Genomic DNA, 26,257 nt, shown 5'->3' on the forward strand with positions numbered 1-26,257 from the left:
TCAGCCCCTGCCGATGACTCGCCGGGCGCCCGCCAGGACGGCCGTCGCCAGGGTCCACCCGGACGCGACGAGGAAGACCGCGACGACCTTGCCCATGCCGTGCGGGTCCCAGGATCCGCGATAGCCGAGGCTCGCGACCGGGATGATCAGGTCGACGCTGTAGAGCACCGGGTCCCAGGCCCGCTGGCCCGAGCCGCTGACCGCGCGCGGCTCGTGGTTCGCGAACCACAGGGACCCGGCGGCGGCCAGGCAGAGCAGCCAGATCAGAGCCCGGCGCGGGGCGTACCCGTAGCCGAACAGCACGTCCTGGAGCAGGCCCCAGACCCGCCCGGACAGCCGGTCGAGGCGGCGCATGTGGCGCTCCCTCGCGTGCCGCACGGTACGGGCCGACCGCTCGTCGCCGGCCCCCTCGTACGACGTCGCGAGCTGCTCGAAGGAGCCCGCGCCCGCGTTCGGGTCGCGGGTCAGCCAGTCGACGCGGGAGCGCACGTTGACAGGTTCGGTGGTTTCGAGGCGCTTGTACGTGAAGCCCTGGAGGTTGAGCCTGCCCTGCGCCGGCCAGGTGGCCTCGGCGTCGACGAGCACGTCGACGGCGGCGTCCTGGAGCACCACGGCACCGGCCGGCGCCTCGCGCAGGTCCAGGCGGAGGCGGGGCACCCGGAGCCGGCTCAGGAGCAGCGCGCCCTCGGGTCCGCCGATGACACTGTCGTGGAACGTCACGACACCGTCGATCGTGGCGCCCCGCAGCAGCACCTGCCCTGAGCTGCGGAAACCCCAGTCCGCGTAGAGCCCGCGCCCGCAGGCGAGACCGGTGCCGTCGAGGCCGCCGACGTCCGCGCCGTGCAGGTTGAGCGCGTACGTGATCTGCGCGTCCCGCAGGTAGAGGGCGCCGGTGGTGGTGAGGCCTCGGGCGTGGACCGAGCCCGACACGTTCAGGCGGGGCGCGAGCAGGGACCAGGGGGCGTCGTCGGCGACGGTGAGTTCCTCGGCGACGAGGTTGCCGGATATGCGCGCGTCGGCGAGTTCGCAGGCGGCGGACGTGGAGTCCTCTGCGAGGCGGCGCGGCACGCGGGGTCCGGCGCCGGTCGCGGTCGGACCGGCCAGCGGACGGGATACGGGCGTCCCGCTGCCGAGCCGTGCCTTGGACAGCCGCAGGTCACCCTCGACGGCGATCCGGTCGGCCCGCAGTGCGGGGAGCGTCGATCCCGTCAAGTCGAGTGAGGGGATGGTGAGTTCGGTGCAGCGGAGGGGTTCCTCGAAGACGCAGTCGACCAGTTCGAGCCCGGCGTCGACGCGACAGCGGCTCAGGTCGAGCGGGCCGCGTACGCGAAGGCCCTCGAATCTGAGCAGTGTGCCGGCCGCCGCCTGGTGTCCGGTGATCTCCTCGCGCAGCCGGGCCGCGTCGACCGTGTCACCCGGCTCCGGGCGCCACCGCGGGCGCCTGCTCCCCCTGAGACGTGCCATGTTCCCCTCACCCTTTTCATGGTCTCCCCAGGAGATATCACGCGAGGGCGAACACGCGCGCGGCCGTGTAGGGATACTGAGTTGATGGAACGCCCTTCCCCGTTCGCCGAGTTCGGTGCGCTCGCAGCCAAATTGCTCGATCAGTGGCAGCAGCAGAACCACCGCCCCCTGTCCGCCCCGAAATGGCTCGACACCGGCGGCAGCGGCGCGCTCCTCGCCTCTGTGTTCGTCCGGGACGGCGATCCACGGCGACCCAACCGCCGGATGATCATCAAGCTCTGCTCCCCGGACCGGGGCGCCTCGATGGAGCCGGGACGGCACACCGCCGCAATACGTTCCCTTCCGAACGGCTCCGGCGCGTATCCCCGCCATCATCTGGTGGAGCAGCTCTACGACCCGATGCCGGTGGGCGACGCATGGCTGATGTTCCAGGGCTTCGCCGGCAACGACGAAACCATGGTGACGCTCAGCACGATCCTGCGGCAGTTGCGGCTGCCCGGCGTCGCGGCGGAGATCACGCGGTCCCTGCTGGCCGACTGGAATCCGGACGAGCGGACGAACGGCGAGATGACGGCGGCGGAGTTCGTCGCCGAACTGCTGGACCGGCGCCTGGAGCGGGACGGACCGCTGTCCGTCTGGGTCCGCGAGGAGCTGGGCCTCGACCTCTCCACACCCTGGATCCGGACAGGGCGTCCGGGCGCCCTTCCCGTACCCAACCCCGTTCATCTGCAGGAGAGTTGTGCGCTCGCCGAGCACACGGTGGCCTACCCCATGCGCGGGCGCGCGCACGGCGACCTGCACCCCGGCAACATCATGGTGCCCAAGGAACCCGACGCGGACATCAGCCGCTACGTCCTCATCGACCTGTCGCGCTTCGACGACGGGGCGCTGCTCGCCCGGGACCCCGCGCATCTGCTGCTGTGCCTGGTCGCGGACTTCCTGCCGCACCTGTCGGACGACGCCCGCGCCGAGCTGCTCGAACTGCTCGTGGGCCGGGACACTCCAGGGCTGCTGATCCCGCAGGGTCTCGCCCAGGTGATCCACAAGGTACGCGCGGCGCCGGACGACTGGCTTCGCAGGCGCACCGTTTCGAGCGAGTGGCCCGGCCAGTGGCTGCTGTCGTTGCAGGCGTGCGCCCTCATGTTCACGGCCCGCGCCCGCTACGACGCGCGGGACCGGTGGTGGTTCTTCCGGCTCGCGGCGGAGGCGGCCGGCGAGTATCTCCGGTCGGTCGACGCGTACGAGCCGGGCGAGTCGGTGTTCGTGGCGGGACCGCGGGGGGCAGCGGGCCCTACGGCCGAGGGGAAGTTGCCGGCGCAGCGCACGCCCGTTCCCGTGCGCCCGGCCGACGTCGCGCCGTACGTGGCGGCGACGGTACGCGTACCCGACCCCACGCCCGTATCTGATGAGGCGTCCTCGTCCGCCACCGAGGAAGCCGCCTCGCCCGGCCCCGGTGACGTGGCCGGCCCCCCGCCCGTCGACTCCCCGGAAGTCGGTGACGCGGTGGCGCTGTCCTCACTGCTTGTCGAGCTCCGTGACACCTTCGGCGGGTTTCTGGAGGAGATCAGACGACAGAAGAGCAGTTCGGTCACCGCCGGGAGTCTCGGACCCGTCGAACACGCGGCGACCGAGGGCTACATCAACCTCACGTTTCTCCTCCCCGCCACTCCGAGCCCCCTCAGCGAGGGGTCCCGACGTCTACTCGACGCCATGCTCGAGCAGCTCGACCACGTCAGTAAAGCGGCGAAAGATCCGAAATTTGGGGAGGAACAGGCGTCATTCCTAAGGGACTTGGCCCACCGCGCCCTCGTCGTGGCAATGGGCCAGCTCCTGGCAACCGTCAATGAGGCGTTGCAGCGCGGGGAGTTCCGCTGAAAAGCCCCCTCAAGCCACCGACCCGATCCGCCCCGACGGCCCCGGCCCCGCATCCGGATGAATCGGCGTATGCGCCCCCGTCAGTGACACCCCACTCCCCCCGCGCCGGTTCGCCACGATCTCCGACGCGATGGAAAGCGCAGTCTCCTCCGGAGTGCGAGCGCCCAGGTCAAGGCCGATCGGGCTGCGCAGGCGCGCCAGTTCGAGCTCCGTGACGCCCACCGCGCGGAGCCGCTCGTTGCGGTCGAGGTGGGTTCGGCGGGAGCCCATCGCGCCTACGTAGGCGACGGGGAGGCGCAGCGCGAGCTGGAGGAGCGGGATGTCGAACTTGGCGTCGTGGGTGAGGACGCACAGGACGGTCCGCGCGTCGGTCTCCGTGCGCTCCAGGTACTTGTGGGGCCACTCCACGACGATGTCGTCCGCGTCCGGGAAGCGGGCCGGCGTCGCGAAGACGGGGCGGGCGTCGCACACCGTCACGTGGTAGCCGAGGAACTTGCCGATCCGGACGAGCGCGGACGCGAAGTCGATGGCGCCGAAGACGATCATGCGGGGCGGCGGGACGGACGACTCGACGAGGATCGTGAGGGGCTGCCCGCAGCGCGAGCCGTCCTCGCCGATCTCCACGGTGGCGGTGCGTCCGGCGTCGAGGAGCGCGCGGGCCTCGCCGGCGGCGGTGCGGTCCAGCTCGGGGTGGCCGCCGAGGGTCCCTTCAAAACCGCCGTCGTCCCGTACGAGGATCGCCCGGCCGAGAAGATCCGCCGGTCCCTGCGTGACCCGCGCGACCGCCGCCGCCCTGCCCTGGGCGGCGGCGGACAGCGCCGCCGCGAACTCCGCCCGTCCCGGGGAGTCCGCGCGGACCGGGGTGACGAGGATGTCGATGACTCCGCCGCAGGTGAGCCCCACGGCGAAGGCGTCCTCGTCGGAGTATCCGAAGCGTTCGAGGACGGTCTCGCCGTCGTCGAGCGCCTGCCGGCACAGGTCGTAGACCTCGCCCTCCACGCAGCCGCCGGAGACCGAACCGATCGCGGTGCCGTCGGTGTCGACGGCGAGCGCGGCACCCGGCTGGCGGGGTGCGCTGCCGCCGACGGCCACGACGGTGGCCACGGCGAACTCGCGTCCCTGCCCGACCCACCGGTCGAGCTCTTCAGCGATGTCCAGCATTTCGGTCTCCTAGAACGTGACGTGGAGGGCGGGCGGTCGGTGCGTCAGTGGACGCCGAGCCAGGCCTCGATCGGGTGGAGGGCGAAGTACACCAGGAAGATCACCGTCAGGCCCCACATGAAGGCCCCGATCTCCCGCGCCTTGCCCTGGGCGATCTTGATGGCGACCCAGGAGACGACGCCCGCGGCGACACCGGTGGTGATGGTGTACGTGAACGGCATCAGGACCACGGTCAGGAACACCGGGATCGCTGTGGCGCGGTCGGCCCAGTCGACGTGCCGGGCGTTCATCATCATCATCGCTCCGATGACGACGAGCGCGGCAGAGGCGACTTCCTGGGGGACGATCGCGGTGACGGGGGTGAAGAACAGGCAGGCCGCGAAGAACAGCCCGGTGACGGCGGACGCGAGTCCCGTACGGGCTCCCTCTCCGACGCCGGTGGCCGACTCGACGAACACGGTCTGGCCGGAGCCGCCCGCGACACCGCCGATGGCACCGCCGGCGCCGTCGATGAACAGGGCCTTGGACAGGCCCGGCATCCGGCCCTTGTCGTCGGCGAGTCCGGCCTCGGTGCCGACGCCGATGATGGTGGCCATCGCGTCGAAGAAACCGGCGAGCACGAGCGTGAAGACGATCATTCCGACAGTCATCGCGCCGACCTGGCCCCAGCCGCCGAACTCGACCTTGCCGAAGAGCGAGAAGTCGGGCATCGAGACCGCGCTGCCGTGCAGCGCGGGTGCGCCGTTGGCCCACTCCTTGGGGGCGATCACGCCGAGCGCGTTGAGGATCACGGCGACGATCGTGCCGGTGACGATGCCGATCAGGATCGCGCCGGGCGTGTTGCGCGCCTGGAGCATGAAGATCAGGAGGAGCGTGCCGGCGAAGAGCAGGACCGGCCAGCCCGAGAGCTGGCCCGTGGCGCCGAGCGCGAGCGGGGTGGCCTTGCCGACGTGTACGAAGCCGGACTTGTAGAGGCCGATCAGCGCGATGAACAGGCCGATGCCCATGGTGATGCCGTGCTTGAGGGCCAGCGGGATCGCGTTCATGATCATCTCGCGGAGGCCGGTGACGACCAGGAGCATGATCACGACGCCGTACATCACGCACATGCCCATGGCCTGCGGCCAGGTCATCTGGGGGGCGACCTGCGAGGAGATCACGCCGGACACCGAGAGCCCCGCGGCGAGCGCGAGCGGCACCTTGCCGACGAAGCCCATCAGGAGCGTGGTGAACGCGGCGGCGAAGGCCGTGGCGGTGATCAGGGCCTTCTGGCCGAGGGTGTCGCCCGCGGCGTCCTTGCCGGACAGGATCAGCGGGTTGAGGAGCAGGATGTACGCCATGGCCATGAAGGTCGTGACGCCGCCGCGCACTTCGCGCGGGATGCTGGATCCTCTTTCGGATATGTGGAAGTACCGGTCGAGCCAGGACCGTCCGGCGGGGATGCGCGAGCCGTGGCCCGCGTCCTCCGCGACGGTGTCCGGCTCCAGGGACTGCTGGGTCATGGTGCCTACTCCCAAGGTTCACAGGGGCACCCGCACGAAACTGGTTGGAGATCGCGGGATTTGGGATTGGTGGGTGGGCTGCACGACCCGGGGGACGGCCCGAGACGAACGGGATGACGCCGGAAAGCTGCGTCAAGCAGAGGTACGGGGTGCTGCAGGGTGAATCAGGGCGTGCCGGAGGCGCGCGGGGGCGCCGGAAGGCACGGGGTGGTGCCAGAGGGCACAGGTGATGCCGGAAAGGCACGGGGTGGTGCGAGGAGAGAGGCTCCGGACGGTGCGGGCGGCGGAAATGTGACGTTCCTGGGAGGCACGCACCGTCCGGAGAGCTGTTACGCCGGGCCGGTTCCCGTGAGGTGTTCGGGGCGTACCGGGGTCCGGTCGAGCGCCAGGCCCGTCGCGTTGCGGATCGCCGCGAGGACGGCCGGCGTGGACGACAGGGTCGGGGCCTCACCGATGCCACGCAGCCCGTACGGGGCGTGGTCGTCGGCGAGTTCGAGCACGTCGACGGGGATGGTCGGCGTGTCGAGGATCGTGGGGAGCAGGTAGTCCGTGAAGGACGGGTTCCTGACCTTGGCCGTCTTCGGGTCGACGACGATCTCCTCCATCACCGCGATGCCCATGCCCTGGATGGTGCCACCCTGGATCTGGCCGATGACGGAGAGCGGGTTCAGCGCCTTGCCGACGTCCTGGGCGCAGGCCATCTCGATGACCTTGACGAGGCCCAGCTCGGTGTCGACCTCGACGACGGCGCGGTGCGCGGCGAACGAGTACTGCACGTGCCCGTTGCCCTGGCCGGTGTGCAGGTCGAAGGGCTCGGTGGGCCGGTGGCGCCACTCCTCCTCGACCTCGACGGCCTCGTCCTCGAGTACGTCGACGAGGTCGGCGAGGACCTCGCCTCCGTCGGTGACGACCTTGCCGCCCTCAAGGAGGAGTTCGGCCGTGGCCCACGCCGGGTGGTAGGTGCCCATCTTGCGGCGCCCGATCTCCAGGACCTTCTCGCGCACGAGCTCGCAGGCGTTCTTGACGGCGCCGCCGGTGACGTACGTCTGGCGGGACGCGGAGGTCGAACCGGCCGAGCCCACCTGGGTGTCGGCGGGGTGGATCGTCACCTGTGCGACACCCAGCTCGGTGCGGGCGATCTGGGCGTGGACCGTGACGCCGCCCTGGCCGACCTCGGCCATCGCGGTGTGCACGGTGGCGACGGGTTCACCGCCGACAACTTCCATGCGCACACGGGCGGTTGAGTAGTCGTCGAAGCCTTCGGAGAAGCCGACGTTCTTGATGCCGACCGCGTAGCCCACGCCGCGTACGACGCCTTCGCCGTGCGTGGTGTTGGACAGGCCGCCGGGCAGCTGGCGTACGTCGGAGCCCTCGCTGGACTCCCACTGGCGCTCGGGCGGCAGCGGCATCTCCTTGACACGGCGCAGGAGTTCGGCGACGGGGGCCGGCGAGTCGACCGGCTGCCCGGTCGGCATGATCGTGCCCTGCTCCATCGCGTTGAGCTGGCGGAACGCGACCCGGTCCATGCCCACCTTGTCGGCGAGCTTGTCCATCTGGGCCTCGTACGCGAAGCACGCCTGGACCGCGCCGAAGCCGCGCATCGCGCCGCAGGGCGGGTTGTTGGAGTACAGCGCGATGGCCTCGATGTCGACGTCGTCGATGACGTACGGGCCGGCGCTGAGGGAGGACGCGTTGCCGACGACCGCGGGGGACGCCGACGCGTAGGCGCCGCCGTCGAGCACGATCCGGCACTTCATGTGCGTGAGCTTGCCGTCCTTCGTGGCCCCGTGCTCGTAGGTGAGCTTGGCGGGGTGGCGGTGGACGTGCCCGAAGAAGGACTCGAACCGGTTGTAGACGATCTTGACCGGCTTGCCGGTGTGCAGGGCGAGCAGGCAGGCGTGGATCTGCATCGACAGGTCCTCGCGGCCGCCGAACGCGCCGCCGACGCCGGCCAGCGTCATGCGCACCTTGTCCTCCGGGAGGCCGAGGACAGGGGCGATCTGCTTGAGGTCCGAGTGCAGCCACTGGGTGGCGACGTACAGGTCGACGCCGCCGTCCTCGGAGGGCACGGCGAGTCCGGACTCGGGGCCGAGGAAGGCCTGGTCCTGCATACCGAAGGTGTACTCGCCCCGGACGATGAAGTCGGCCTTCTTGGCGGCCTCTTCGACGTTGCCGCGCACGATCGGCTGGCGGTGCACGATGTTCGGGTGCGGGACGTGGCCGCTGTGGTGGTCGTCGCGGTTCTCGTGGACGAGGATCGCGCCGGGTGCGGTCGCGGACGCCTCGTCGGTGATGACGGGGAGTTCGCGGTAGTCGACCTTGATCTTGGCGGCGGCGCGGCGCGCCGTCTCCGGGTGGTCGGCGGCGACGAGGGCGACCGGTTCGCCGTGGTGGCGGACCTTGCCGTGTGCGAGGACCGGGGTGTCCTGGATCTCCAGGCCGTAGTTCTTCACGTCGGTCGGCAGGTCTTCGTAGGTGAGGACCGCGTAGACGCCGGGGGTCGCGAGCGCTTCGCCGATGTCGATGGAGACGATCTCGGCGTGGGCGACCGGGGAGCGCAGGATCTGGCCCCAGAGCATGTCCTCGTGCCACATGTCGGACGAGTACGCGAACTCGCCGGTGACCTTGAGGGTGCCGTCCGGGCGGAGCGTGGACTCGCCGATGCCGCCCTTGGTCCTGGATCCCTGGGTGACGTTGAAGGGGATGCCCGTGGTGCGCGTGTCAGCCATGTCCTCAGACCTCCTCGGACTGGCGCGCGGCGGCGAGCCGGACCGCGTCCATGATCTTCTCGTAGCCCGTGCAGCGGCACAGGTTGCCGGACAGGGCCTCGCGGATGTCCGCGTCGGACGGGTTCGGGGTGCGCTCCAGCATCTCGTCGGCGGCGACGAGCAGGCCCGGCGTGCAGAAGCCGCACTGGACGGCTCCGGCGTCAATGAACGCCTGCTGGATCGGGGCGAGCTTCACGCCCTCACCGGTCTGCGAGTCGGTGCCCTCGGCGGACCAGCTCTTGGCCTCCTGGAGCGACGTACCGCATGAACTGCCTTCGGAGCAACGGTTGTTGGCGTACTCGGCGAGACCCTCAACGGTGACGACGTCGCGGCCCTCGACCTGTCCGGCGGCCACCAGGCACGAACACACCGGTACGCCGTCGAGGCGGACGGTGCACGATCCGCACTCGCCCTGTTCGCACGCGTTCTTGGAGCCGGGCAGTCCCATGCGCTCCCGCAGGACGTAGAGAAGGCTCTCGCCCTCCCACACGTCGTCGGCTTCCTGCTGACGGCCGTTGACCGTGAAATTGACGCGCATTACGCGACTCCCTCCGTGCGCGCGGCGGAACCGCGGTACGACTCCCAGGTCCAGGTCAGCGTGCGGCGGGCCATGACGCCGACCGCGTGCCGGCGGTAGCTCGCCGTGCCCCGGACGTCGTCGATCGGGTTGCAGGCGGCCGAACACAGGTCCGCGAACTGCTTGGCGACCGACGGGGTGATGATCTTGCCGTTGTCCCAGAAGCCGCCCTCTTCGAGCGCCGCGTTCAGGAACTCCTCAGCGGCCTTCGCGCGGACCGGGGTCGGCGCGGCCGAGCCGATGCCGGTGCGGACCGTGCGGGTCTCGGGGTGCAGCGCGAGGCCGAAGGCGCATACGGCGATGACCATCGCGTTGCGGGTGCCGACCTTGGAGAACTGCTGGGGGCCGTCGGCCTTCTTGATGTGGACGGCCCTGATGAGCTCGTCGGGGGCGAGCGCGTTGCGCTTCACGCCGGTGTAGAACTCGTCGATCGGGATCCGGCGCGAGCCGCGTACCGACTCGGCCTCGACCTCGCAGCCGGCGGAGAGGAGCGCCGGGTGGGCGTCGCCGGCGGGCGACGCGGTGCCGAGGTTGCCGCCGACGCCGCCGCGATTGCGGATCTGCGGCGAGGCCACGGTGTGCGAGGCCAGGGCGAGACCCGGCAGCTCGGTGCGCAGGTTCTCCATGATCCGGGTGTACGGGACGGAGGCGCCGAGGCGGACGGTGTCCCGTCCGACCTCCCACTCACCGAGCTCGCCGATGCGGTTCAGGTCGAGCAGGTATTCGGGGCGCCGGTGGTCGAAGTTGATCTCGACCATCACATCGGTGCCACCCGCGATCGGCACAGCTGTGGGGTGCTCGGCCTTGGCGGCGAGCGCCTCCTCCCAGCTTGCGGGGCGAAGGAAGTCCATGAGCGGCTCTCTTCTTCGTGATCTCGTGGGTCGTCTTGGATGCGGATCGAGCCACGGGATGTGCGGACCGCGCCGGCTCGTTCATGTGCTGTCTACGTGGAGTGCGCCCAGTACACAGCGCGCCACGCCACCGGGGTCAGTCACGGAAACCATGAAGGAGTTGGCTGGCCAACGGGGACGTCTTGTAGATTCATATGAACGGCGGTCCCCATCCACCTCACCGGTTCCCCCGGGAAACGCGCGGCGCACCCGCGGCCGGTGGAATCCGGCAGGGGCTCCCTCCCAGATCAAGCACAGTTTTCGAAACAGATCGGCGGCGACGAGATGCGGCTGCGCGCCCTCCTCGACACAGACGCGCTGGGCCTCAGGCTGCTCGGCGGCGAGGACGAACTCGACCGGACCGTGCGCGGTGTGATGACCACGGACCTGCGGGACCCCAGCCGATATCTCTCCGGCGGTGAGCTGGTCCTCACCGGCCTGGCGTGGCGGCGCGGCCCGGCGGACGCCGAGCCGTTCGTCCGTATCCTCGCGGCGGCCGGTGTGACGGCGCTCGCGGCGGGCGAGGCCGAGTTCGGGCCCGTGCCCGACGACATCGTGGAGGCCTGCGCGCGCCACCGGCTCCCGCTGTTCGCGGTCAACGAGTCCGTCGCCTTCGCGACGATCACCGAGCACGTCGTGCGCCAGGTCTCGGGCGAGCGGGCCGGTGACCTGGCCGCCGTCGTCGACCGGCACCGGCGCCTCATGACGTCCGGCCCCGCGGGCGGCGGCCCCGACGTGGTCCTCGACCTCCTCACCACCGACCTCGACCTGCGGGCCTGGGTCCTCTCCCCCGCCGGCCGGCCCGTCGCCGGGTCCAGCGCGGCCGGGCCCGAGCTGCCCGCCGGCGTCTGCGCCCGGCTCGCGGCCGAGCACCTGGCGGCGACCCGCACGGGACGGCGCGGCCCGCACCGCGTCACCCTCGACGGCACCACGTACTCGCTGTTCCCGATCCGCAGCGTGGCCCGCGCCGGTGCGCCCGCGTCGCGGGACGTGCGGGAGACGGTGCTGTCCGACTGGCTGCTCGCCGTCGAGGCCGACGCGGGCGACTGGCCCGAGGAGCGGCTCGACCTGCTCCAGGGCGTGACGCAGCTGATCGCCGTCGAACGCGACCGCCGAGACGCCGCGCGCACGGTACGGCGGCGCCTCGCGCAGGAAGTCCTCGAACTGGTCCAGACGGGCGCCGCCCCGGCCGAGATCGCCGCCCGCCTGCGGGTCGCCGCGCCGGTCCTCCTTCCCGGTCTCGGCGCGGCCCCGCACTGGCAGGTCGTCGTGGCGAAGGTGGAGTGGGAGGGGGGCGCCGTCGAGGGCGGGCCCGTCGCCCAGTCCCTCCTCGAGGAGATCCTCGTAGACCCCTCACCGGACGCCCGGACGGACGCGAAGGGGGGTGCCCTGTCGGCCGGGCCCGAGCCGTCCGACCGCATCGCCGTCGCCCACACCGGCGACGAGGCCATCGCGCTCGTACCGCTGCCCGCCCTGTCGGCCGAGCACGAAGGCACGGAGGCCGGGCTGCACGCCGACGCGCTCCTGGACTCCGTACGCGACCCGCTGACGGCGGGCCTCGCCGACGACGGGCGGCTCACCCTCGGGGTCAGCGCCGCCGTGCACTCGGCGGAGGGGCTGCGCGGCGCACTCGAAGAGGCGCGGCACGCCCGCCGCGTCGCCGCCGCCCGCACGGGCCGGGTCTGCGCCGCCGGCCACCAGGAGCTGGCCTCGCACGTCCTGCTGCTGCCGTTCGTCCCGGACGACGTACGCCGCGCCTTCACCGCCCGCCTCCTCGACCCGCTGCGCGAGTACGACCGCAAGCATCGCGCCGAGCTCATCCCGACCCTGGAGGCGTTCCTCGACTGCGACGGCTCCTGGACGCGCTGCGCGAGCCGTCTGCACCTCCACGTCAACACGCTGCGCTATCGCGTCGGGCGGATCGAGCAGCTCACCAATCGCGATCTTTCCCGGCTCGAGGACAAGCTCGACTTCTTCCTGGCCCTGCGTATGAGCTGAACCCGGGCGACCTGGAGCGGGTTCGGGCCGCGTCCGCAACCCCACGGGTTTGTGAAATCTTTCACCCACCCCCTTGGCCGGGCGTACCGATTCGTGCTGAGATGCGCGCACGACAGCTCGGCTCAACGGTGTGCTCGGGGAGGGCAACGTGGCGCAGTCCGCCATGTCTGGATCCGGAACGACTGCAGGGGACGATCCACTCCGGACCGCGGTATGGCGGCTGCGCTCGCGCGCCTGCTGGGCCGACGCGGCGGCGCTGCTCGACCCGGCGGCTGAGACGGACGCGCGGGCCGCGCTCCAGCGGGCGGCTCTTCTCGTGGAGCGCTGCCTCTACACGGAGCGCGGGTGGGCGGCGGCGGAGGACGCGCTGCGGTCCGCCGAGGCCCTGGCCCACGACGACGACGAACGCGGCGCGGCGGCCTGCGAACGGGGTCAACTCGCTTACACCTCAACCCTGTTGGGCGTACGGGACCGGGCCGACGAGGCGCGCTCCGCGCTCGGCCGGGCCGCCGCGCTGCTCGCGCCCGGCTCCCCGGGGCGCGCCCTGCTCGACTTCCGGCGCGGCCTGATGGCGGAGAACCTGGCGGACTCACCAGAGGCGGCGCGCGCCGCGTACCGCAGGGCCCACGCGGGCGCCACGGCCCACCCGGACCCGCTCCTGCTCTCCTTCACGTGGCGCCATCTGGCCGGACTCGCCCTGCGCGAAGGCGAACTGACGGAGGCCCGCCACGGCTTCGCCGAGTCCCTGCGCATCCGCGAGGAACTCGGCTACCTGGTGGGCACGGCCCCGGCCCTCGCGTCCCTGGCGGAAGCGGAACCGGACCCGGACGAAGCGGCCCGCCTCCGCTCGGAGGCCATGCGTTTGTTCCGCCTGTTGGGCGGGGTGCCGACGTGGCTGGAGGGGCAGTTGGCTACGGCGGCGTAGGGCTGTGGGGGCTTGGGCGAGCCGGCGGGGGGCTTGCGCGGGCAGCGGGGGGCTTGCGCGGGCAGCGGGCGTGGGCTTGCGGCGGCGAGCCGCGAACCCTGGGGGCGGCACCCCGCAGCAGCCCAGGGTCAGGCGGCGGCACCAGCTTCGGGCGGAGTCGGCGGGCAAGGGCTCAGGGGCCACCGGGCGCGGGCTTTGGAGCCGGCGAATCCGACGTCAGCCGGGACGAACCCGCCGACGAGGTCAGCCAGCCTGAACGCAGCCCCTAATCCACCGCCCCCGTGAAGTGTTCCCGTACCAATTCCTGCACCACCGACAGGTCCTGCGCTTCCAGGGCCTCCAGGAGTGCCATGTGTTCCGCCGCGTCGGCGACCAGGTCGGCTCGGCGGGCGAGGGGGCCGCCGCCGGGGAGGGGCCACTGGGCTCGGCGGTGCAGGTCGTCCGCGACCTGGACCAGCTGTTCGTTGCCGTTCAGGGCGAGCATCGCCCGGTGGAAGGCGCGGTCCGTCTCCGCGTAGTGCGCGCGGTCACCGGCGGCGGCCGCGACGACGGTGGCCTCGGCGAGGGGCCGCAGTTCGGCCCAGCACGACCCGGGCACCGTACGGGCGAGCCGGAGCATGACCGGCACTTCGAGCAGGGCGCGCACCTCGGCCAGTTCGGCCAGCTCGCGGGAGCTGCGTTCGGTGACGCGGAAGCCGCGGTTGGGGACGACCTCGACGGCGCCTTCGCGGGCCAGCTGCTGCATCGCCTCGCGCACCGGCGTCGCCGACACGCCGAGGCGGTCACCGAGTACGGGCGCGGAATAGACCTCGCCGGGTACGAGGTCGCCGTGGACGAGCGCGGTGCGCAGCGCGTCGAGGACCTGCCCGCGCACGGAGGTCCGCTCGACGCGGGCGCGCGCCGGCGGCGTCTCGCCATGCGTGTGTTCGCCCCGGGTCCGCTCGGAACCGGGGCGCCACTCGGCGACTCCACGCTGCTCGGGCACGCCGGCGGACATCCCTAAGGGACCGCTGTCGGCGCGCGTTCTGACCTGCTCCACGCCGGTCCTCCCAGGTCGTCAATGTTCCGTGGCATTCGTCCAACGCAAGACCATAGGCGGCCGCGCCCGCAGTTCAAACCCCCAGAGGTTCGGGTAAGGTAAGGCTTACCTGCAAACGATCGCGATTCGGTGGTCCCCTGCATGTCCGTTCCCGCATCGGCCTCCCTGGCCACCGGCGCGCTGACGCCCGCGTACTCCCGCCTCACCGAGGTCTTCCCCGCGCTACGGATCACCGAGCTGGCGGACGGCGAGCGGGCCCCCGAGGGCGACGGCTGGGTCGCGGCGGACCGGCTCGCGGAGGGCGGGGCCGCGCTCGACGCGTTCCTCGCGTGGGACGAGGCACAGGTGCTCAAGGACCACGGGCGGCGGGCCCGCCCGGACGTCGTCGCGAGCTTCGGGCTCCACCGTTACGCGTGGCCCGCCTGCCTCCTGGTGACGGTGCCGTGGTTCCTGGACCGCCGCGTCCCCCGCTTCCCCCCGGCGAACGTCACGTTCCAGCGCACGCTCGGCCGGATGGCCGTACGCGTCACCGATTTCGCGTGCCTGCCCGGCGACCCGGCCGCCGCACTGCCCGGCGCGCACGTCGTACCGGACGAGGAGGCGCTGCGGGCCGAGGTCCGCGCGGCCGTCGCCGACCATCTCGGCCCGGTCCTGGCCGGATTCGGACCACGGATGCGACGCGGCCGGAGGGCCCTGTGGGGCATGGCGACCGACGAGATCGTCGAAGGCCTCTGGTACGTCGCCCACTTGCTCGGCGAGGAGCGCCGCGCGATGCGGGACCTCGAACTGCTGCTGCCCGGCACGACGAAGCCGTACGTGGGCAAGGCCGCGTTCCGTGAACTCACCGGCCCCGACGGGCAGTCGCTGCCGACGCGCGACCGGGCGAGCTGCTGCCTCTTCTACACGCTGCGCCCCGAGGACACCTGCGTGACCTGCCCCCGCACCTGCGACGCGGACCGCGTGGCGAGGCTCAGCGCCACCGTCTGAGCCCGCCGAGAGCCACGGAGAGCCAGCGCCACCCGGTGAACCACCCTTTCGGGTGACGCTATTCGAACTCAACACCCCTCGTTCAGGTGCGAGTTCGAGCGCATACCCCTTTCTCGCGCCCCCTCGCACTCCAATGGCGTTCTCTTGTCCCGAAAGTCCCTGCGGGCCGGTGACCGTGAGCCAATATGGCCGCCGAAAAGCCCTACCGCGATTGCAAGGGACCCCAGATGAGACTGACCGACATATCGCTGGACTGGCTGCTTCCGGGCGCCGTGCTGCTCCTGGGCCTGCTGGCGGCGGTTGCGGTCCTCGCGCGCGGCAGGCGCGCCGGGGAGAAGGCGGCCGCAGGTTCCGACGACTCGTGGGAGCGCAGCGAGGAGCGCCGCAGACGCAAGGAGGCCGTCTACGGCACCGCGTCCTACGTCCTCCTGTTCTGCTGCGCCGCCGTCGCCGCCGCGCTCTCCTTCCACGGACTCGTCGGCTTCGGCCAGCAGAACCTGAGCCTGTCGGGGGGCTGGGAGTACCTGGTCCCCTTCGGCCTCGACGGCGCGGCCATGTTCTGCTCGGTGCTCGCGGTGCGCGAGGCGAGCCACGGTGACGCGGCGCTCGGGTCCCGGATACTCGTATGGACCTTCGCCGGCGCCGCCGCCTGGTTCAACTGGGTGCACGCGCCGCGCGGCATCGCCCACGCGGGCGCCCCGCACTTCTTCGCCGGGATGTCGCTGTCGGCGGCGGTCCTCTTCGACCGGGCGCTGAAGCAGACGCGCCGCGCGGCCCTGCGTGAACAGGGCCTGGTACCGAGGCCGTTGCCGCAGATCCGGATCGTCCGCTGGCTGCGCGCACCCATCGAGACGTACAACGCCTGGTCGCTGATGCTGCTCGAAGGCGTACGCACCCTGGACGAGGCGGTCGACGAGGTGCGCGAGGACAAGCGCGAGAAGGAACAGAACCGGCAGCGCCGGCGCGAGCACGAGAAGCTGGAGCGGGCCCAGCTCAAGGCGATCAGCCGGGGCCACAAAATGCTCGGCGGGCGCAGCGGGCACCAGGTCGAGGTGCAGGCCGCCGTCTCCGCGGGCGCCGGGACGGCGCAGGTCGGCGCGGACCCCGCCATATCGGAGGACCAGCCGCCCTCGGCCCAGGAGCAGCTGCCGCTGCGCGTGCGCCCCTCCCTCCAGGCCGTCAGGAACGGCCCTGAGTCCGGCAAGCCCGTCACGGTCGACCTCACGGCGGAGGACGACACCCAGGCCCTGCCCCGGCTCGACTCCCTGGAGCAGAAGCTCAAGGACCTCGAGCAGCAATTCGGGTAGGGACGGGGAGGCCCGAGGGCCCGTCGTCCCAGGGGAGTCCGGCCCGGCGGGCGGGCCGTCGACGGTGGCCTCGCGGTGTCACGCGGGGCCACCGTCCGGTTCGCACCAGATCAAGCGGGGCCACCGTCCAGTTCGAACCAAGTCACGCGGGACCACCGTCCAGTTCGAACCAGACGATCTTCCCCGCGCCCAGCGCCCGTACGCCCCACGAGTCCGCGAGGGACTGCACGAGGACGAGGCCCCGGCCGTTCGTGCCCTCGTCGGCGACGGGTGCGCGCAGTTTCGGTCTGCGCCCCACGAAGTCCCTGACCTCCACGCGCAGCCGCTTGGGGTCGAGAGTGGCCGTCAGTACGGCGTCGTGGTCGGTGTGCACCAGGGCGTTCGTCACCAGTTCGCTGGTGAGCAGTTCCGCCGTGTCGGACTGGTCCGACGGGCCCCACTGGCCCAGGAGTTCACGCACCGCGCGCCGCGCCTCGGACACCGCCCGCAGATCGGACCGCCCCAGCGTGCGTCTCAGCAGCGCGCGGCCGCTGCTGCCGCTGCTTTCGCCGTCTATGTCGCCCGTCGCTTTGTCGTCGTCCCGCGCTTCCTTCGCCGGGGAGCTCCCGACCACCGTGGTGGGAACGCTTCTTCGTGCCTGCTGTTTCATGTCCCCCGCCCGCACGCCGATGACCCTGACCCTTCTCCTGCGACCCCGCTCGAACGCGTACACGGGAATGGATGCCCCACACACTTGTGCCGCACGCATGGCAGGCCCATCAGCTACGGACGTGGCATATTCCGGATGTTGGAGCGGGCCATCTGGACCATGCGGCCGACGCCTCCGTCGAGGACGATCTTGGAGGCGGAGAGGGCGAAGCCGGTGACCATGTCGGCGCTGATCCGGGGCGGGATCGACAGGGCGTTGGGGTCGGTGACGATGTCCACGAGGGCCGGCCCCTTGTGCCTGAACGCGTCCTTGAGCGCCCCGGCGAGCTGCTTGGGCTTCTCCACTCGTACGCCGTACGCGCCGCACGCCCGCGCGACGGCGGCGAAGTCGGGGTTCTTGTTGCCGGTCCCGTACGAGGGGAGTCCGGCGACGAGCATCTCCAACTCGACCATTCCCAGGGACGAGTTGTTGAAGAGGATGACCTTGACCGGCAGGTCGTGCTGGACGAGGGTCAGGAAGTCGCCCATCAGCATGGAGAATCCGCCGTCCCCGGACATCGACACGACCTGGCGCCCGCGGTCGGCGAACTGGGCGCCGACGGCCATCGGCAGCGCGTTGGCCATCGAGCCGTGCGAGAAGGAACCGATGACGCGGCGGCGGCCGTTGGGAGTGATGTAGCGCGCGGCCCAGACGTTGCACATGCCGGTGTCGACGGTGAACACGGCGTCGTCGGCGGCGAGTTCGTCCACGACCGAGGCCACGTACTCGGGGTGGATCGGTACGTGTTTCTCGACCTTGCGCGTGTACGCCTTCACGACGCCTTCGAGGGCGTCGGCGTGCTTCTTCAGCATCTTGTCGAGGAAGCGCCGGTTCGTCTTGAGCTGCACGCGCGGGGTCAGACAGCGCAGCGTCTCGCGTACGTCGCCCCACACGGCGAGGTCCAACTTCGAGCGCCTGCCCAGGTGTTCGGGACGGGTGTCCACCTGGACGATCTTCACGTCCTTCTGCGGCAGGAACGCGTTGTACGGGAAGTCGGTGCCGAGCAGGACGAGCAGATCGCACTCGTGCGTGGCCTCGTACGCGGCGCCGTACCCGAGGAGCCCGCTCATGCCGACGTCGTACGGGTTGTCGTACTGGATCCACTCCTTGCCGCGCAGGGCGTGGCCGACCGGGGACTTGATCTTCTCGGCGAACTCCATGACCTCGGCGTGTGCGCCGGCGGTGCCGCTGCCGCAGAAGAGGGTGACCTTGTCGGCCGCGTCGATCATCTCGACGAGGCGGTCGAGCTCGGTGTCACCGGGGCGGATGGTCGGGCGTGAGGTGACGAGTGCGGTCTCCACGGTCCGGTCGGGCGCGGGCCGGTCGGCGACGTCGCCGGGCAGGGTCACGACGCTGACGCCCGAGCGGCCGACGGCGTGCTGGATCGCGGTCTGCAGGACGCGCGGCATCTGTTTCGGGTCCGAGATCATCTCGCTGTAGTGCGAGCACTCCTGGAAGAGCCGCTCGGGGTGGGTCTCCTGGAAGTAGCCGAGGCCGATCTCGCTCGACGGGATGTGCGAGGCGAGGGCGAGGACCGGGGCCATGGAGCGGTGGGCGTCGTAGAGGCCGTTGATGAGGTGCAGGTTCCCGGGGCCGCAGGAGCCGGCGCAGGCCGTCATCTTCCCGGTGATCTGCGCCTCGGCCCCGGCGGCGAACGCGGCGGTCTCCTCGTGCCGTACGTGGACCCAGTCGATGGCGGAGTTGCGGCGGATCGCGTCGACGACCGGGTTCAGGCTGTCGCCGACGACCCCGTACATGCGCCTGACGCCCGCGCGGACGAGGATGTCGACGAACTGCTCGGCGACGTTCTGCTTGGCCATGACTCACGCGTCCCTTCACCGGCCGGGTTCCTGAGCGACTGCGGGCACTCCTTTCCCCATGAATTCACGGCCGGCCGGGTTACGCCTCCCAGACGGCGGCGGCGGTGCGGTCGTCCGCGTACCCCTTGACCCGCACCTGGGTGTCCGCGAGGAACGCGGTGAGGCCGGGCGGGCCGCCGTCGGTCCAGCGGCGCGTGAGGTGTCCGGCCAGCTCGGGCTCGCCGCGCAACGGCTCGGCGAGGCCCGCCGTGCACAGCAGGAGCGTGTCACCCGGGCGGGCGACGGAGGCGCGGAAGCGGAACGCGTCCCGGGGTGCGCGGGGTGCGGGCTCGTAGGGGCTCGGGGGTGTCGTGATGCCGAGGTCCATGGTGAGCCGGTCGCCCTCAGGGGTCTCCGGGGACTGGGAGCCGTAACCGACGACAGGGGCGCCGGTCGCCTCCGAGGTCTGTGGCTCTATGTCCTGCCACTCACCGTCGCGCAGCCGGAACAGGCCGCCGCCGCCGACCCCGAAGAACACGCGGGTGCGGCAGTCCGGGTCGGCGGGCAGCAGCAGGCAGCGCAGGCTCGCCGTGTACTCCTCGGGTTCGAGGCCCTGTTCGGCGGCGCTGGCGCGGAGTTTGCCGAGGCTGCGGTCGGTCAGGCGGTGGAGGCCCGACTTGAGGTCGCCGCGGTGGGCGGCGCGGATGTCCTCGGAGAGCCGGGCGTGGCTGCGGCCGACGGCCTGGCCGATCCAGTCGCAGGCCTCGGCGGCGGCGCGGTGCGCCCCGGGTACGGCGCGGGCGCCGGTGGCCATGGCCACGAGGATGAGGGCGCTCGCCCCGGTGCCGAACCGGGCGGTGAGGAGGCTGTCGCGGCGGGGCTCGCCCCGGTAGCGGGCGGAATCACCGCGTACGGACACGGCGCGCAGGGTCGAGGTCCCGTACTTGGCCCCGTCCAGGACCGTGTCGGCGACGAGGTCGTCGAGGGTGTCGGGGTCGGCGGGCGGGAGCGTGCCGGGTTCGGGGTCGTAGGTGGGCGGGCCGTCGCCGACGTAGGCGATGACGGGGGGTTCGGGGCGGGCCGCCGGGGTGTCTTCGACGGCGGGGGCCGGTTCGGGCTCGGCGCTGCGCGGGTCCGGCACGGTGGCTTTCGGGGGTGGCCCCGAGGGGAAGTTCCGGGGGCGCCCCGGAGCGTGGATCGGGGGCTCCCAAGGAGCGCGCGGGGCGCCGGAGCCCGGAGGGTCGTCCACCACGGCTGGCGGAGTAGGTGACTCCGCCCCCCGCTGCTCAGGGATCACCGGCAGATCCGGAACCCCCGGCGGCTCGGGAACCCCCGGCGGCTCGGGTTCAGGCTCCTGCTTCGGGACGGGCCCCCCGCTCCCCTCCGCGCCCGCGCCCCGCTCCCCCACCGTCCCCGAAGCCGACGCGAACCGGTCGTCGAGTGTGTCCGGGGCCGGTGTCGGCCCCGTGTCGTCCGTGGAATCGTCGTACAACTGCCCCCACCAGTCGTCGTCTTGACCACGGCGGCCGGAGTGCCTGTCCCCCTGCTGGCTCATGCCCTTATTGTCCACAGCCGGGGGCGTACGAAAACGGGGCATCGGGAAATCCGGACATGAAAGTGGTCCGCCGGACGGCCCCACCCCCCACGGGAAGGCCGTCCGGCGGACCGGATCAGGTGACTCTTCGAACTAGCGCACGTCGTACGCGCGGCTCACGGTCTGGGAGACCGAGTTGCCCTTCGAGTCGGTCATGTCGATCTTGAGCGTGACCTGCTTGCCGGTGGCGCCGGCGTGGTTCACCGTCGCCGTCCAGGTGCCGTCGCTCTGCGCCGTCTTCGCCTCGGTCCAGGTCTGGCCGTTGTCGTACGACGTCGACACGGCGACCTTGGTGAGCTCGCCCGGCGTGTAGCCGGTGTGGCCGGTGACCGTCAGGCCGAGCTTCTGGCCGTCCTCGGCGGGCAGCGTCTTGAGGCCGTCCTCCGGGAGCGTGACGTGCGGGAAGAGGAGCGGGATGCCCTGCGAGTAGACGTTCTCCTCGAGGTGCGAGCGGAAGGACCAGACGGTCTTGGTGTCCGACGAACGCTGCCAGACCCCGCCGGTGTCCCACTTCATGGTGTTCAGCGTCATCTCGTACGCGGCGTCCTCGGCCGGCACCGTGAAGACGCCGGACGGCCAGGAGCTCTCACCGACGAGCTTGCCGTCACGCATGAGCTTCATGCTGCCCAGGTCGCCGAACCCGCCCTGGATGCCCAGGTGTTCACCGTCACCCCAGAAGCCGGGGGCGACACCGATCAGGTTGCCCTGGCGCTCCGCGGCGAGCACCGGCTTGCCGGCGTCGTCGAGCGGCGTGGTCGGGGCGATGACCCCGTCGTACCACTGCTCCTTGCGCTGCTCACCCTTGGTGTAGGTGCGCGTCGGGTCGAGGAAGAACTCGCCCCACGGGAAGCTGCTGGACACCATGTGCCCGAAGCCGGTGTCGCCGGCCGTGTACAGCTCGGTGCGGGTGAACGGGGCCGGGACGGTGGCCAGCTCGCCGAAGCTCGCGGACAGGCCGTTCGGGCGGACGACCGTGGGGAAGTCGACGTAGTCCGCCGCCTTGCCCATGCCCTTGTAGGTCGCCTTGTTCGTGCCGAGGTCGCTGTCGCTGACGCGGTAGGTGCGCGCGGAGGTGACCGGGCCGCTCTCGGGGAAGGCCAGCGTGTAGACGTACGGGCTCTTCGCCGTCGCCTTCCAGTGCAGGGTGGTCTCACCGGCGGCGATGCGCGCGGCGAGGTCGGTGCCCTCGGCGGTCTCCAGGGCGAGGACCGGCACCCCCGCGCCGGTGAAGCTGACGGCCGGGAACCAGCGGCCCGCGGCCTCGCGGTAGAGGATCAGACCCTTGACGCCCGCCTTGGCGGCGTTGCGCGCGAGGGTGTACTCCGAGCCGTCCTTGGGGAACTTGACGAGCGCCAGCTGCCCCTTGGCCGCGGCCAGTTCGTCGACCGTGCCGGTCTTGCCGTCGACGATCTTGGCGGAGCCGGTGCCGTCGAGGTTGATGGAGCTGGTGGAGCCGGTGGTCGGGTGCAGCGCGGGGCCGCCCTCGACGCCGAACTCGGAGATCTGGGGCGCCGCGGCGCGCCAGAAGCTGTCGAACTCGAACGTGCCGTTCTTGGGCTTGCCCTGGACATCGGCGTAGTAGCCGTTGACTCCGCGTCCACCCTGCATGGTGCCCGCGTGGATCCACGAGTTGTCGTCCCAGATGCGGGCGAAGCCGAGGTTCACACCGCGGACCTCGGTGGGCCGGTCGGTGTTGATGTCGAGCCGGTGCGCGTCGCGGGCGTCGAGGACGATGGTGGTGTCCTTGGCGATGTCGACCTGCGGGCGGCCCAGGTAGGTCGCCGAGTCGGTGCCGTTGCCGGCCGCCGTGGGGGTCTCCACGAAGCTGGACAGCAGGTAGGCGCCGGGCCGGATCTTGAAGGTCTGCTCCGCCGCGCCGTCGTTGTAGACGCGGTAGCCGTGCTCGTCGTCGGTGCCGATCACGTCGAGCGAGGTGCCCCCGCCGGCGGGCTTGCCGTGGCGGTCGAGGACCTTGACCTTCAGGGTGACGGTCTCGGGCTGCACGTAGAGCGAGAACGGCGTGCTGATGTGCACCCCGTCGGCGCCGGTGGCGATCACGCGGCCGGTGACGTCGCCGTACTGGGCGGCCTTGAGCTCCGCGCTCGGGTCGATGGCCAGCGGGACCTTGACGGTGCCGCCCGCCGGGACGGTGATCGTGCGCTCACCGATCTTGGCGACGGGGGTCGTCACGGTGGAGCCGTCGTTGCCGGTGACGCGGTCGACGGCGAGCTTCAACTGCACCGGCTTGTCGGTGGTGTTGGTGTACGGCACCGAGACGGTGGTGCGGTCGGCGGTGCTCTGCGGCCAGTTGAAGGTGCCGCCCTGGACGGCGTCGGCGCCGAGGACCGTCTGGTCGATCGCGGCCTTCACGTCGAGCCGGCCGCCGCCGGTCTCCCGGACGTCGCCGGGGATGTCGGCCTTGGCGGAGGAGACGAGCGCGGACTTGATCTGCTGCGCGTTCCAGTCGGGGTGGCGCTGCTTGACGATGGCGGCGGCGCCCGCGACGTGCGGGGTGGCCATCGACGTACCGCTCATGGTCTGGTACGCGTACGGGCCGCGGCCGCCCGCGTTGGCGGCGGAGATGCCGACGCCGGGGGCGGCGATCTCCGGCTTGAGGGTGTGGGTGCGCTGCACGGGGCTGCGGCTGGAGAAGTTCGCCGTGGAGTCGTCGCGGTCGACGGCGCCGACGGTGAGGACCTCGGGGACACAACCGGGCGAGGACACACTGTTGTTGCTCGGGCCCGAGTTGCCCGCGGCGATCACGAAGAGCGTGTTCTTCGCGGTCTTCGCGAGCTCCTGCGTGGCCTGCGCCATCGGGTCGGAGCAGTCGAGCTCGGACGGGTTGCCGAGGCTCATGGAGATGACGTCGGCCTTCTGGTCGACGGCCCACTGCATACCGGCGATGATCCACGACGTGGCACCGTTGCCGCTGTCGTTGAGGACCTTGCCGCTGAGCAGCGAGGTGCCGGGGGCGACGCCCTTCTTCTTGCCGTCGCTCGCGGCGCCCGAGCCGCCCACGGTGGACGTGGTGTGGGTGCCGTGACCGTGGCGGTCCTCGGTGTCCGCGGAGTCGGTGAAGTTCTTCGCCTCGGCGATCCGGCCCTTGAGGTCGGGGTGCTCGGCGTCGACACCGGTGTCCAGGACGGCGACCTTGGTGCCCTTGCCGTCGAACCCGGCGGCCCAGGCCTCGTCGGCGCGCACCTGCTTGGTCGACTTGTCGAGCAGGGCCTTGACCTTGGCGTCGAGCCACAGCTTCTTGAGGTCGCCGCCTGCGCGGGACTTCGTGCTCGTGATGTCGGCCCAGAAGGCGGCGGCCTTCTTCTTGTCGGCCTCGAGGGCGACGCCGTCGACCGGCTCAAGGACCGTGCCCATCTCGGCGCCCTTCGGCGTGGCGGGCACGCTGTCCTGGACGTCCACGGACTTGTCGTACGTGGCGATGAGCGGCAGCGACTTGGTGTGCGCGTCGTCGTAGCCCTGGCTGATCAGGCCGGTGACGTTGAAGAGTTCGTCGTCGACACGGCCGTCCGCGATCGCGCTGATGGCGCCCTGCGGGTAGACGTAGAGGTTCTTGCCCGACGTCCGGGTCTGCAGGAGCGGCGCGGTGCCGTCCTCGCCGGGCAGGGCGGACGCCGTGCTGTGGCCCGAACCGTCCTTGGTGACCAGGATCCGGTCGCCGGTGACGAGGGTGACGACGGAGCCCGCGCCGTTCTTCGCTGCTGTCTCACTGCCCACCAGCGGTCTCGCGGTGTCCGACCATGTTCCGGCCATGGTCGGCACAGCCGCGGTGACGGCCAGGACGACGGCTGTCGCCGCCGCCGAGGCCGTACGCGATATCGCGCGCATCGCTCTCCCTCTCCCCAGGTGAAAGCGCAGGTGAATACGGCACAAAGGCCGTAGACCCGGCTGAAGTTGGTGCTGCGGTGGCGCCACATTGGCAGACACAGCGGTCGTACGGGGAAGATGGGGCGCGGCGGGTTTGCGCCGTGGCCGTTTCCCGCCACGGCGCGGCCGGAACCGACGCTCGGGGAGGAGCATCGCCGATGCTGGGTGCGATAGGTCTGGACGAGGTGCACGAATCGGCGTACCGGGCGCTGGTGTCGCTGGGGGCGGCGGACGTGCCGGATCTCGCGAGTCGGCTGGCCCTCGCCGAGTACGAGACGGAGCACGCGCTGCGCCGCCTCGAGCGGCACGGGCTCGCGGCGCAGTCGTCGGCGCGGCCGGGGCGCTGGGTGGCCGCGCCGCCGGGGGTCGCGCTCGGCGCGCTTCTGACGCAGCATCGGCACGAGCTGGAGAAGGCGGAACTGGCGGCGGCGCTGCTCGCGGAGGAGTACCGGGCGCAGGCCACGGAGCCCGCCGTGCACGACCTGGTCGAGGTGGTCACGGGCGCGGCGGCGGTCGCGCAGCGCTTCCTCCAGCTTCAGCTGGGCGCGACGAACGAGGTCCTCGCACTCGTCACCGGCAACCCGATCGCCGTGTCCGGGATGGACAACGAAGCGGAGGTGCAGGCCACGAGCCGGGGGGTCGCGTACCGGGTCGTGGTCGAGCGCGAGGTCCTGTCGATGCCCACGGGGCTGACGCAGCTGTCGGCCGCGATCGGGCGGGACGAGCAGGTACGGGTCGTGGACCGGGTCCCGACGAAACTGGTGATCGCCGACGGGGCGCTCGCGATGGTGCCGCTGACCTCGCGCGAGGCGGAGCCCGCGGCGCTCGTCGTGCACGCGAGCGGGCTGCTTGAGTCGCTGTCCGGCCTGTTCGAGGCGGTGTGGCGGGAGGCGCTGCCGCTGCGGCTCGGCGAGAGCGGCCGCGAGGTCATCGCGGAGGAACCGGAGGGCCCGGACGGCACGGACCTGGAGATCCTCTCCCTGCTCCTGGCCGGCCTCACGGACGCGAGCGTCGCCAAACAGCTCGACCTGGGCCTGCGGACGGTACAGCGCCGGGTGAAACGCCTGATGGAACTGGCCGGCGTGACGACACGCCTCCAGCTGGGGTGGCACGCGTATGAGCGGGGGTGGGTGTCTCGGGGAGCACCGAGGCCGACGGCGTCGGACGAACGGGGGGATGCGGCGTCCGGAGAAGGGGCTGAGGGCGTGGCCGAGGAGCGGGTCGGCGGGGCGGCGGGGCCTGCGGCGGTGCCGGTGCCGGTGCCTGCGGCGCGGACGGGTGAGGTGCCTGGGGAGCCGTGACGGGGGTGTTGAGGCGGGGGTGTTGAGGCGGGCGGGGGTTGTTGAGGCCGGGCTAGGGGTTGAGGCCCGGCTGGGGGTTGAGGCCAGGCGGGGGTTGAGGCCGGGCGGGGTTGAGGCCGGGCGGGGTTGAGGCCGGGCGGGGTTGAGGCCGGGCGGGGTTGAGGCCGGGCGGTGAATTTGCGGCGGGTGGGCGCCGGGTTCGGGCTGGTGGTCGGCGTGCCGCGGCAGGGACTCCTGGCCGGTGACCGCCGGGCTGCGGCCGTGAGCCCGTGGCCCGCGATCTCGTGGGCATGGGCTCCCCGGCCGGGCATTCCGTGGCTGATGACCGGCGGGCCCCGGCCCGTGGGCGGCGATTCCGTGACCGGTGCTCCGGTGGGGCATTTCCCTACCTGTGGGCCGGAAAGCTCCGGCCCCTGCCCGGCGATTCCGCGGCCGGGCGTCGGCCGGCGGTCACCCATAGCCCGTACCCCATCCCCGTAGCGGAGCGGCGCGGGTGCGAA

17 protein-coding genes are annotated in these 26,257 nt (G+C 71.7%); 6 read left to right on the forward strand and 11 right to left on the reverse strand.

The features are described from left to right. Positions 1–1,464, reverse strand: a complete 1,464-nt coding sequence (locus ABZ893_RS04650) for a hypothetical protein (RefSeq protein ID WP_361396693.1) — start codon at positions 1,462–1,464, stop codon at positions 1–3. An 84-nt stretch (positions 1,465–1,548) separates the two neighbouring features. On the opposite strand from ABZ893_RS04650, the gene ABZ893_RS04655 reads away from it, so the two are divergent. Then, complete coding sequence (locus tag ABZ893_RS04655; RefSeq protein WP_361396696.1) at positions 1,549–3,339, forward strand: hypothetical protein; 1,791 nt, start codon at positions 1,549–1,551, stop codon at positions 3,337–3,339. Positions 3,340–3,348: 9 nt separating this feature from the next. Here the strand turns inward: ABZ893_RS04655 and ABZ893_RS04660 are convergent, their stop codons facing one another. From ABZ893_RS04660 to ABZ893_RS04680, 5 genes are all read right to left on the reverse strand, one after another. Further along, positions 3,349–4,500 carry an XdhC/CoxI family protein gene (locus tag ABZ893_RS04660; RefSeq protein WP_361396699.1) on the reverse strand — a complete coding sequence of 384 codons (1,152 nt, stop codon included), beginning with the start codon at positions 4,498–4,500 and terminating at the stop codon, positions 3,349–3,351. Positions 4,501–4,544: 44 nt separating this feature from the next. After that, positions 4,545–6,002 carry an NCS2 family permease gene (locus ABZ893_RS04665; protein WP_361396701.1) on the reverse strand — a complete coding sequence of 486 codons (1,458 nt, stop codon included), beginning with the start codon at positions 6,000–6,002 and terminating at the stop codon, positions 4,545–4,547. Between the two features lie 329 nt (positions 6,003–6,331). Further along, on the reverse strand, positions 6,332–8,731 hold the full coding sequence (locus ABZ893_RS04670; protein WP_361396704.1) for a molybdopterin cofactor-binding domain-containing protein: 2,400 nt from the start codon (positions 8,729–8,731) through the stop codon (positions 6,332–6,334). A 4-nt stretch (positions 8,732–8,735) separates the two neighbouring features. Further along, the gene (locus tag ABZ893_RS04675; RefSeq protein ID WP_361396706.1) at positions 8,736–9,308 is read right to left on the reverse strand and encodes a (2Fe-2S)-binding protein; all 573 of its coding nucleotides are present in this window, start codon (positions 9,306–9,308) and stop codon (positions 8,736–8,738) included. Continuing rightward, positions 9,308–10,198 (reverse strand): xanthine dehydrogenase family protein subunit M, encoded by an 891-nt coding sequence (locus ABZ893_RS04680; protein ID WP_361396709.1) that lies wholly within the window; start codon positions 10,196–10,198, stop codon positions 9,308–9,310. Before ABZ893_RS04680 ends, ABZ893_RS04675 begins: the two co-directional genes overlap by 1 nt. Before the next feature lie 324 nt (positions 10,199–10,522). On the opposite strand from ABZ893_RS04680, the gene ABZ893_RS04685 reads away from it, so the two are divergent. Then, positions 10,523–12,235 (forward strand): PucR family transcriptional regulator ligand-binding domain-containing protein, encoded by a 1,713-nt coding sequence (locus ABZ893_RS04685; RefSeq protein WP_361396712.1) that lies wholly within the window; start codon positions 10,523–10,525, stop codon positions 12,233–12,235. A gap of 148 nt (positions 12,236–12,383) precedes the next feature. Continuing rightward, positions 12,384–13,160 carry a hypothetical protein gene (locus ABZ893_RS04690; protein WP_361396715.1) on the forward strand — a complete coding sequence of 259 codons (777 nt, stop codon included), beginning with the start codon at positions 12,384–12,386 and terminating at the stop codon, positions 13,158–13,160. Positions 13,161–13,425: 265 nt separating this feature from the next. Here ABZ893_RS04690 and ABZ893_RS04695 read toward each other — a convergent pair whose 3' ends face one another. Continuing rightward, positions 13,426–14,145, reverse strand: a complete 720-nt coding sequence (locus tag ABZ893_RS04695) for a GntR family transcriptional regulator (RefSeq protein ID WP_361396718.1) — start codon at positions 14,143–14,145, stop codon at positions 13,426–13,428. Between the two features lie 195 nt (positions 14,146–14,340). On the opposite strand from ABZ893_RS04695, the gene ABZ893_RS04700 reads away from it, so the two are divergent. Both ABZ893_RS04700 and ABZ893_RS04705 read left to right on the forward strand, forming a co-directional pair. Beyond that, positions 14,341–15,186: a (2Fe-2S)-binding protein gene (locus ABZ893_RS04700; RefSeq protein WP_361396721.1), complete on the forward strand. Its 846-nt coding sequence runs from the start codon at positions 14,341–14,343 to the stop codon at positions 15,184–15,186. 227 nt (positions 15,187–15,413) lie between these two features. Next, the gene (locus tag ABZ893_RS04705; protein WP_361396723.1) at positions 15,414–16,493 is read left to right on the forward strand and encodes a DUF2637 domain-containing protein; all 1,080 of its coding nucleotides are present in this window, start codon (positions 15,414–15,416) and stop codon (positions 16,491–16,493) included. A gap of 142 nt (positions 16,494–16,635) precedes the next feature. Here the strand turns inward: ABZ893_RS04705 and ABZ893_RS04710 are convergent, their stop codons facing one another. From ABZ893_RS04710 to ABZ893_RS04725, 4 genes are all read right to left on the reverse strand, one after another. Further along, a complete protein-coding gene (locus tag ABZ893_RS04710; protein ID WP_361396725.1) occupies positions 16,636–17,142 on the reverse strand; it encodes an ATP-binding protein in 507 nt (168 codons plus the stop codon). 113 nt (positions 17,143–17,255) lie between these two features. Continuing rightward, positions 17,256–19,001, reverse strand: a complete 1,746-nt coding sequence (locus tag ABZ893_RS04715; protein ID WP_361396728.1) for a pyruvate dehydrogenase — start codon at positions 18,999–19,001, stop codon at positions 17,256–17,258. 79 nt (positions 19,002–19,080) lie between these two features. Beyond that, entirely contained in the window at positions 19,081–20,535 is a 1,455-nt protein-coding gene (locus ABZ893_RS04720; RefSeq protein WP_361396731.1) for a protein phosphatase 2C domain-containing protein, read from the reverse strand. Between the two features lie 132 nt (positions 20,536–20,667). Further along, positions 20,668–24,417, reverse strand: coding sequence for a S8 family serine peptidase (locus ABZ893_RS04725; protein WP_361396734.1), 3,750 nt, complete (start codon positions 24,415–24,417; stop codon positions 20,668–20,670). 197 nt (positions 24,418–24,614) lie between these two features. Between ABZ893_RS04725 and ABZ893_RS04730 the strand changes: the two genes are divergently transcribed. Beyond that, positions 24,615–25,757, forward strand: a complete 1,143-nt coding sequence (locus ABZ893_RS04730; RefSeq protein WP_361396737.1) for a helix-turn-helix transcriptional regulator — start codon at positions 24,615–24,617, stop codon at positions 25,755–25,757. The last annotated feature ends 500 nt before the right edge of the window (positions 25,758–26,257 follow it).

It is taken from the genome of Streptomyces sp. NPDC046821 (genome assembly GCF_040645335.1).
In the GTDB taxonomy this organism is placed as follows: Bacteria; Actinomycetota; Actinomycetes; order Streptomycetales; family Streptomycetaceae; genus Streptomyces.